This is a genomic window from candidate division KSB1 bacterium (genome assembly GCA_022562085.1).
Lineage (GTDB): Bacteria > Zhuqueibacterota > Zhuqueibacteria > Oceanimicrobiales > Oceanimicrobiaceae > Oceanimicrobium.
Genome location: JADFPY010000246.1, coordinates 1 through 7,063, shown reverse-complemented (window position 1 = coordinate 7,063; position 7,063 = coordinate 1). Strand labels below are relative to the sequence as shown.

The 7,063-nt window shown below is 46.3% G+C and carries 7 protein-coding genes and 1 pseudogene; 2 read left to right on the top strand and 6 right to left on the bottom strand.

The features are described 5' to 3' along the window. Window positions 1-220 precede the first annotated feature (220 nt). The 5 genes and pseudogenes from IH879_16865 to IH879_16845 form a co-directional block, all read right to left on the bottom strand. Complete coding sequence (locus IH879_16865) at window positions 221-1,477, bottom strand: hypothetical protein (protein MCH7676598.1); 1,257 nt, start codon at window positions 1,475-1,477, stop codon at window positions 221-223. Window positions 1,478-1,515: 38 nt separating this feature from the next. Continuing rightward, window positions 1,516-2,997 (bottom strand): DUF547 domain-containing protein, encoded by a 1,482-nt coding sequence (locus tag IH879_16860; GenBank protein ID MCH7676597.1) that lies wholly within the window; start codon window positions 2,995-2,997, stop codon window positions 1,516-1,518. A gap of 151 nt (window positions 2,998-3,148) precedes the next feature. Then, window positions 3,149-3,709 (bottom strand): hypothetical protein, encoded by a 561-nt coding sequence (locus IH879_16855; GenBank protein ID MCH7676596.1) that lies wholly within the window; start codon window positions 3,707-3,709, stop codon window positions 3,149-3,151. Further along, the gene (locus IH879_16850; GenBank protein MCH7676595.1) at window positions 3,709-4,743 is read right to left on the bottom strand and encodes a hypothetical protein; all 1,035 of its coding nucleotides are present in this window, start codon (window positions 4,741-4,743) and stop codon (window positions 3,709-3,711) included. Before IH879_16850 ends, IH879_16855 begins: the two co-directional genes overlap by 1 nt. A 598-nt stretch (window positions 4,744-5,341) precedes the next feature. Then, a pseudogene (locus tag IH879_16845) lies at window positions 5,342-5,485 on the bottom strand (succinate dehydrogenase/fumarate reductase iron-sulfur subunit). Window positions 5,486-5,639: 154 nt separating this feature from the next. On the opposite strand from IH879_16845, the gene IH879_16840 reads away from it, so the two are divergent. Both IH879_16840 and IH879_16835 read left to right on the top strand, forming a co-directional pair. Then, window positions 5,640-5,861, top strand: a complete 222-nt coding sequence (locus IH879_16840; GenBank protein ID MCH7676594.1) for a hypothetical protein — start codon at window positions 5,640-5,642, stop codon at window positions 5,859-5,861. Then, the gene (locus IH879_16835; GenBank protein MCH7676593.1) at window positions 5,851-6,273 is read left to right on the top strand and encodes a PIN domain-containing protein; all 423 of its coding nucleotides are present in this window, start codon (window positions 5,851-5,853) and stop codon (window positions 6,271-6,273) included. Before IH879_16840 ends, IH879_16835 begins: the two co-directional genes overlap by 11 nt. 34 nt (window positions 6,274-6,307) lie before the next feature. Here IH879_16835 and IH879_16830 read toward each other — a convergent pair. Next, on the bottom strand, window positions 6,308-7,063 hold a 756-nt coding region (locus IH879_16830), incomplete at its 5' end, for an FAD-binding protein (protein ID MCH7676592.1).

The following is a 7,063-nucleotide window of genomic DNA, read 5'->3' as shown; positions in this document are numbered from 1 at the left end:
TTAACGACGCAAATCAGGCACGAGCTTGACGCGGAACTTCGATGGGGCAGAAAGTCTCGCATTCCCACGAAATTAGAAATCGGGCACGAGAAGCGCGTCGGATGAATTTGCTTTGTTAGGCTATGTTGTGTTAAGCATGGTCTAAAGCCACGTTCCACACAAGTTTCTTTCATTCATGTCAAGGGCACGCGTGCGGCAATATGGTGGGTCGCGAAAGCTATCAGAAATAGTGGCCGGTGCCGAAAACAATCCCTTGCTGCTCAGTATCTGTCACGCTGATGCCATAGTCGACGCGCAGGACGAGATTGTAAATCCGGCGAAAATAAACGCGCATGCCGACTCCAGCAAACGTGACATTGTTTTCTTTATCAAACATTCCCGAGAATGATCCCCCGGCCGGCCGCCATGTTGACCAATCGAGAAAACCAACCCCCTGGATGGCGCCCCACTTCTTTTCCAGGAGGCTGTGGCGATATTCCGCATTGACGGTAAATTCGGCGGTCCCGCGCGATACCCTGTTCCCTGACCCGCGCACGGTGATATAATTATCTAAAACGAACGGCACAAACGGCGAGTCTTTGTTTTGCGACAATCCGCTTCGAAACCGAAACGCGGTGTTGCCCCGCTCACCCAGTCGTGCGTAATACTTGCCTATGTTTAGTATTTTCCAGAATGCGTCATCCTCGCCCTTTGTCAGGACCGTTTCGACAGTGAGCTCATTTGAAAATCCGGACAAATATTGGAAGAAATAGTCAACCCTGTCAACTGTGAAAACCGACTTCAGAAGATATTTATTGAACTCTGCAAGTTCCGGACCGGGGGCATTTGCTTCGCTCCTATTCAGGTTTTTTTCATACCGCTCATAGATATAGCCACCTCCGAACTCCAGCCAAAGATGTTGAGATAATGCATATCGGCCCAAGGCGATCGCCGACCATCGGTCCGTATTGAAGCTGACATATTGGCTCTCGATTAGGGCCGGTTCGATGGTAGCCAATCGATTTCCGCTCAAAGAAATCCCCCAGCGCGTGCCGTTTATATGGGGAAATTTTAAATAACCCTCAAACGAATGGCGATCGTAATAGCGATAGTACCCACCCAAGGTATTGCCCTGACCCAACCAGTTGAAATCATGGGCTCCAACCTGAAACCAAAAATTACCCCTAACACCACCAAAATTCCCTATTGGCAGCAGCGTAGCCAATTCTTGGCAGTGAAATGTAAGAACCTGACCACCTGTTGTGTCTCTCAGTGAGTAGGACACATCAGAGAAAAGTTGCAGATTTCTCAGCATTTGGACATCGTGCTGGATCTGCGCAGAGTCCGAAAATGCTCCTGTCTTGACAATTAGAAATTTCTGCAGATAATCGGGATCGGTCTTGCGGAGATTTGGGAACCTGATATCAGTGATTCTTTCCTGCGTCCAGGCTGTGTTCAGACATGCAAGCAGTAATAGCAGCTCGATTATTGACTTCATCCTATGCCCCGGTTTCCGTTACTCATCTCGACCCGAATCTATTTGATTATCCGAAAGCCAATGTTATATGTCACTCCTGCGCCGGCATCCTTACCCTTGAAGAACTTGGTGGCAAGAATCTCGACTTCGAGATTGGTGGTGAGCTGGTATTTCAAACCCAATCCGGCCTGAAAAAAATAACTAGACCAGGAAGAGCCATCCCAGGTAGGCATCAACTCTGTTGGCAGATAAACGGTCCATTTGTCGGAAGGATAGTAGTTGCCAATTACCTTTAGTGGCGAGGTAACAACCGTTTCCTCACTCTCGAAACGGAGGAGCCAGCCATTTTCGAGATAAACCAAAAATTTGCTCGACAACATTTTGTCATAAAACAACTGTGTCCACCATTGAACAGCGTCGTGATCGAGGAAAGGATTCTCATCAAGATCGGAAGCCAGGGGAATCAGGATCAATGTTTGCAAAGACAAATTTCGCAACCCGGAAAATGGTGACACTTTTATCTTGGGTGCAAATGAAGTCAGGGCCGTTCGTGAGTTGTTACCTGAGGAAAACCTAAACACCGACAGCGGTGAACTGGACTCGCCAGCGTTACGGACGGATTTGAAATAAACATCCAAGCCCAGGTTGATATTAGGTATTGCGCCAATCAGGAAGCTGGTGATATTTGTAAAAAAAGTGGACCGCGTGTTTAAATCAACCTTATCGCCGTCCGCATTATAGAAAGCGGTCTGGGTGTAGAGATTGTTAAAAGTTTTAACTTCGACTTCACCGGGCCTGAGCAGTGTTGAAGGCGTGTAGGCCTGCAAATTGTCACTTTCAATCAGGAATTGTCCTGTCCTGACCTCTTTACTTTCATTCAGGCGCCAGTCGTAAGTGTAGTAATCGACGGAATAGTCTTCCGGAATGGCTTGCGTTCTATATTGATTCACGAACTGCAGAGAGCTGCCAAAATCTTCCTTATACCATTTGAAAATTTCAGATAAGTAGACTTTTTTCTCGTCCATGTCCACGCGGGTGAAATTGTCATCGTTCAGGTTGGCCCTGGTTCTCTGCTCCAATTGTTCGTCAAGCGTCTCTGGGAGGTAGGCTTCGTTGATGATGGGCGGACAACTCAAAGCGGCACACACCAGTGCAAAATGGATTCGGGCATCATGGAACTTTTCACGCAGCTTGATATTTTCGATGTCGTTCATGGTCAGCTTTTCTCCGGCGGCTTGATGTTTTCGCCTGTCAAAAAAACCGGCAACATCCATCGGCGACGCAATAGGCGAGTTCGCTACCACGGAATTGATAACCAGGATATTGTAAGCATTGATCCAGAATGCCTTTTCAGAATTCGCATCCGACAACTTGCTTACATCAAAATTTTCCAACAATTTTACCAGTTCAATAAGCTGCTTCGGGTCCTTTTTAATCTCACCGTAGGACACCAGACGGTTGTGTACATGGGTCTTAAGGAAGGCATTCGTCCTGTTAAGAAACTGCGACAGATCCTGCTGCGACTGCGCGGCAGATATCATGGACAAAATACACGCAAGGATTAACGTTAGTCTCTTCACAGTTTTTCTCCACTAATATGATTTAAAAATTCTTCCATCCTTCCAACAACAATAATTTTGTACAAAACAGCCATTACACCCACTCATAAAGCCTATATGTTATTCACAATCGTCACTTGGAATTTCGTGAATTTCTAAATATGATCGAAATCCCAAAACGAACCTGGTGCTCAGTGAAATTCGAAACCGGGTCGTTCAGAATTCGCTTCAGCTTGTACTCAACCCGTATAGCCGAGCTTTGCGTTATCAAGGTACGCAAACCCGCGCCAAAGCCAATCGGATATCGGGACAATTGAAAACTGCCAATAAATTCCTGACGCAATCCCCCGCCCACGGCAACAAATGGATAAACAGCACTTTTCCCCAATTTCCTTTGCCAGGTGAGGAATCCCTGCAGGTCGATTACATCAAGTGAATTGACCTGCGAATAGGCAACTTCCAACTCTGCTCCTGCCAATCCGTTAAGCAAGCCAAAAAATGTGCCGCCCCGAACGGCAGCGGATGCGTTCGAGATGCCTTCAACAACATTTAGCGATCCCGAAAATCCGGCCTCGATTGCGCCGGATTTTAGGGATGGCACCAAACTGGTGTCAGCGGACCCGGGCAGCGCCTTTGCCGACATCGGCACAAAGGTGAGAATCACGAAGATAACCCCACAGGTGGTGACGCGCATTATTCACGATTCCATGACTTCGTCAAAACAGATTCCGCCGGTTTTCCAAAAGGTGTGTAGTCGCGGTTGGCTTCCCCACCTGAGCCGTCCGCAAGCCAGTTCCACCAATACATTCCTTTGAGCCACGGAATGTCTACGGTGCTTTGCAAGGCCGCCCAATAAAGGTCTGCCTGTTCCTGTAAATCTACCGTACCCGGATTATTGAATTGATAGGGCTTCATGCCGGCGCCGTCGATGCTGCGGTAGCCGATCTCCGTGAACAGGATGTCGCGCCCTGTCTGTTTGTGCAGTAATTCCACGGTTTGCAACCAGGGTTGCCACGCGGCAAGGATTTCAAGCTGATTTGGATTTTTTCTGTTCGCGACGGGAAAGTAGAAATCTACGCCGACAACATCCAGTTCATTCCAAAATGGCACCTTGTCGACTTCATCCCAAGACGCGGCGTATGTAAGTTGGCCATTATAGACAGACTTGATCCTGTCAATGGTTTCCTGCCAAAGTTCTTTCTGCTGGATGGTTTTGCCAAGCTCCGTGCCAACGATGAATTGAATCGCGCCGACCGATTCAGCCAAATGGGCCAGAGGTAGCACAAAATCGATATAAGAACTAAACCACGCTTCCGGCTCGGAGGGCTGCAACTGACCGGGCCAGCCGCCATCATTGGAAAGTATCTGCGGCTTCAATACAACTTGCAAGCCGCTGGCTTGTGCCCAGTCGATGGCCTGCGCAACTGCTGCTTGTGTCGGCGTTCTCGATGGGTCAACAAACACTTTGTTGGAGGACCTCGTGGCCTGATACCCGGTTACCAAAATGGCCATGTGACTCGCACCCGCCGATCTTAGAGCGAGAATTACCTTGCGAGATGACTCCGATGCATAGCCGTCGGCAGTCCAGTCCGCCAAAGTGATGCCACGGATGAAAGACGGGGCCGGCCCGGCCACTTCCGTGGGGAGTTTTTCACAGCTCGTTACTGTTAATACAGCCAGAACTGCTATCCTGTTGAGATAAAATGATTTGAAAATGTTTTCAATCAATGTTTGTAATCATTACCGCTTCTTAAGTCAATTAATCAATTTAAAACAAAAACTTTGTCTTTCAAAGGAAAAATCAAGAAACACTAATTTTGAAGTGGGGGCCTTATGGTCTTTTCTTGAATTAAGAACAAGTGGCTTTCTATAATAATCGAAGTCCGAAAGCATCTCATTGATTTCAGAGTCTTCTTTTTTAACCAGAGAATCATATTCAACTTGCGAAATTGTATAAAATACCACTTTTCTTTCTGTAATTACCATGGTATTATTTTTAGATTCTTGAGACCAGCTTTAATTTGTAGTTGTAATCACAAATATGAAAATGAGAAATACTTTTTGAAATTATATTTTTCATACACTTCTCTTAAAAAGACCAGGAAATCAGGCGCGCTTGAAACAAGACTCTTGAAAAGCACCAAAATCTGCTCTTCTGCACGAAGTCGCGCATTCCCCCGAAATTAGAAATCGCGCACGAGAAGCGCGTCGGCTGAATTTGCCTCGTTAGGCACCTGCATTGCTCCTTAGGATCCGCAGTTAGGCACGGGCTAAAGCCACGTGCCACACAAGTTTCATATTTCATGTCCGGGGCACCCGCGCGCGCGCCTTTTTTAATGAGGTCTTCGTTGAGAACGTCAAGCATTTCCAAAAAGGACATGTGGTGTGAAACGTTTTCCAGCGTGTAAGGAACCATCCTGCCTTTGCTTTGTGCGTTTTCCTGGCGCCAGATTTTTAGGTTTAATTTCATTTTGCTATTTTCCTGTTTAGTTGGGGGTCTAAATGTCTTTCTAAAATTACCGACCATTTTTTTTAAAGAAAAGAGTTGATTTTTTAATACAAAAGTATGATATTCATGTACACGAAAGTAGTGTGCACATATTTATTCTAAACTGGGTGTTGATATGTTAAAAAATATAACTCTAAGCGCTGAAGAAGAACAGATTCGCAAAGCCCGCGAAAAAGCCAACCGAGAGCATACCACCCTTAATGCAGCGTTCCGGCAATGGCTCAAGCAATATATAAGCGCCGATTTCAGGTTAACTGATTACGATCTCCTTATGAAATCATTTAACTACGCCAAACCCGGTAAATTATTTAGTCGGGATGAAATGAATGAGCGATAAATATTTTCTCGATACGAATATATTTGTTTATGCTTTTGATTCTACTGACTCCAAGAAACAGGATAAAGCGAACAACTTAATCAAATCTGCACTTGCAAATCACACGGGTTGCGTAAGCTATCAAGTTATACAGGAATTCTTGAATGTTGCAACCCGAAAGTTTGTTGTGCCTCTTTCCATACCTGACTGTGAAAAATATCTGAATTCAGTTCTTTCCCCATTATGTGAAATCTACTCAAACATTGACCTTTATTTACGGTCATTAGATATCTTGGAGCGTTGGCAATTCTCATTCTACGATTCTCTAATCATCTCAGCAGCGCTCCAGTCTAAATGTAGGATTTTATATACTGAAGATTTACAACATCAAGAAAAGATTCAAGATTTAACTATTTGCAATCCATTTATCTGACTGGCAGGCGCTTCCCGCTCTTCGCTCTCCGTTTTTATTTATAACTTCTCTGCGTCAATTTCACGTTTTCAAAGCGCAGCGGCTCTTTATGCAGAGTCGGCTCACCGTCCGAAGGGGCGTACTCCCAAGCTGCGGCATAAGCAAAATTATCATCGTCGCGTTTGGCTTCGCCTTCCGGAGTTTGGTGCTCTTCCCTGAAATGACCGCCGCACGATTCCTCGCGGTGCAAGGCATCTCTGGCCTGCAGCTCCGCAAGCTCGAAGTAGTCGGCAACGCGTCCGGCAAATTCCAGATTTTTATTCAAGTTTGCCGGATCTTCCGGAATGAGCAGGTTCTGCCAGAATTCTTCCTGCAGTTTTGGGATTTCCTGCAGGGCTTTTTCGAGCCCCTCTTTGTTTCTTGCCATGCCGACGTATTCCCAGATGGTGAGCCCCAGCTCGCGATGAAATTCATTCACGGTTTTCTTGCCCTTAATGGAAACAAGCTTGTTGACCTGAGTTTGAACGGCTGCTTCGGTTTCTTTGAATTCGGGAGTATCGGTCGTCGTACCCTTCGTGCCGATAGTTGCCAGATAATCACCAATCGTATAAGGAAGAACAAAATAGCCGTCGGCCAGTCCTTGCATCAAAGCGCTGGCGCCAAGCCGGTTTGCGCCGTGGTCGGAGAAATTCGCTTCCCCTAAAACATAGAGTCCGGGAATGGTGCTCATCAAATTGTAATCCACCCAGAGGCCCCCCATAGTGTAGTGCACCGCCGGATAAATGCGCATGGGCACTTTGTAAGGATTTTC

Bases quoted from the DNA above. Each gene is read 5' to 3' on its own strand.
- IH879_16865 (MCH7676598.1), bottom strand. From the start codon at position 1,477: ATGAAGTCAATAATCGAGCTGCTATTACTGCTTGCATGTCTGAACACA.
- IH879_16860 (MCH7676597.1), bottom strand. From the start codon at position 2,997: ATGATATCTGCCGCGCAGTCGCAGCAGGATCTGTCGCAGTTTCTTAAC.
- IH879_16855 (MCH7676596.1), bottom strand. From the start codon at position 3,709: ATGCGCGTCACCACCTGTGGGGTTATCTTCGTGATTCTCACCTTTGTG.
- IH879_16840 (MCH7676594.1), top strand. From the start codon at position 5,640: ATGTTAAAAAATATAACTCTAAGCGCTGAAGAAGAACAGATTCGCAAA.
- IH879_16835 (MCH7676593.1), top strand. From the start codon at position 5,851: ATGAGCGATAAATATTTTCTCGATACGAATATATTTGTTTATGCTTTT.